This is a genomic window from Thiolapillus sp. (genome assembly GCF_048562965.1).
Taxonomy (GTDB): Bacteria; Pseudomonadota; Gammaproteobacteria; order Chromatiales; family Chromatiaceae; genus Thiolapillus; species Thiolapillus brandeum_A.
In genome coordinates this window covers 1-977 of sequence record NZ_JBHNMF010001028.1, presented here as the reverse complement: position 1 = coordinate 977, position 977 = coordinate 1, and the positions used below count along the sequence as shown (strand labels likewise).

General features: G+C 52.8%; 3 protein-coding genes. 1 reads left to right on the top strand and 2 read right to left on the bottom strand.

All coding sequences use genetic code 11. The features are described 5' to 3' along the window. Positions 1 to 180: hypothetical protein (locus tag ACOCD2_RS22005; RefSeq protein WP_419626124.1), on the bottom strand; the 180-nt coding region annotated here is incomplete at its 3' end. 16 nt (positions 181 to 196) lie between these two features. Between ACOCD2_RS22005 and ACOCD2_RS22000 the strand changes: the two genes are divergently transcribed. Beyond that, positions 197 to 517, top strand: a complete 321-nt coding sequence (locus ACOCD2_RS22000) for a hypothetical protein (RefSeq protein WP_419612798.1) — start codon at positions 197 to 199, stop codon at positions 515 to 517. Between the two features lie 204 nt (positions 518 to 721). Here the strand turns inward: ACOCD2_RS22000 and ACOCD2_RS21995 are convergent. Next, positions 722 to 977: hypothetical protein (locus tag ACOCD2_RS21995; RefSeq protein ID WP_293675582.1), on the bottom strand; the 256-nt coding region annotated here is incomplete at its 5' end.

The window sequence follows — 977 nt, the reverse complement described above, 5'->3', positions numbered from 1 at the left end:
TTCCTGCTTCACGACCTTCAATATCAATCGGACAAACTGTCGAGACAGCCCCAACCAGGACCAGTGCCCTTTCTGCAACCATTTGTAATAACTGCTCCAGTGATTGCGCATCGTGACGACCAAGTAGGCTTCGGTTACAAAGCCTGCTGGGGTGAGCATCGCCCCGATCAACAATTCCAAGCGTGTCTTCGGCCTCGTGATAGATTTTGGGACATCCCAGTCCCCAAAATCGACTCGGCCTTTGACAACCTATTTGTGCCCCAGCCGTCCTGGTCACCAAGCACTACGCAACAACTTCGCAAGCTCGTTGCTGCTCCGTACTTGGCTCCCAATGACTGGACGCCGCGTTCGGAGGCCTACTTTGTTTTCCCTCTGGCGCAAGGCACGCCGGGAAAACAGTGCGGCCTCGCGGCTACTGGGGTCTACCAGCCTTCGCTTCGCTCTCCATGGCTGGCAGCGAATGAAGGTACCCACGGATCTCAGGGGTAGCGCTTCTGCCAAAAATGTTATCCAATAACACAGTTCGCGGGGGATACGGCTATATCCTTTCGCGTCCATAGCGGCCTCCAGAAGTTTGTGTTGATTTCTCTTCTGAGAGGCCGCACCTTGCTATGTCAACTATTTTTTGAGATTTTTAGTGGTTTTTCTCCTCTGAAACTCTAAACTCTAGAAAGATACTTCAGCCTTTTGAAAGGCCTTCCCTCATCATCTTGATGCTACACTACGAACTCAAAGAATTCACATTCAAATAGCGTCGCCACTCACGCTGTTTTCCAAACACGAAAAGCCACTGGCCATCACCTCTCCTCCAGGGAAACGCTTTTTGATCAACGGCCTGCCCAAAACCGGGACCCACCTGGCCAAGAAAATCATGCACCTCGCCGGCATGCAGCAGCACCCGTTTACACTGGCAGCCTACCATGCCGATCAGGCTGTCATCCGCTGCCAGCCATGGAGAGCGAAGCGAAGGCTGGTAG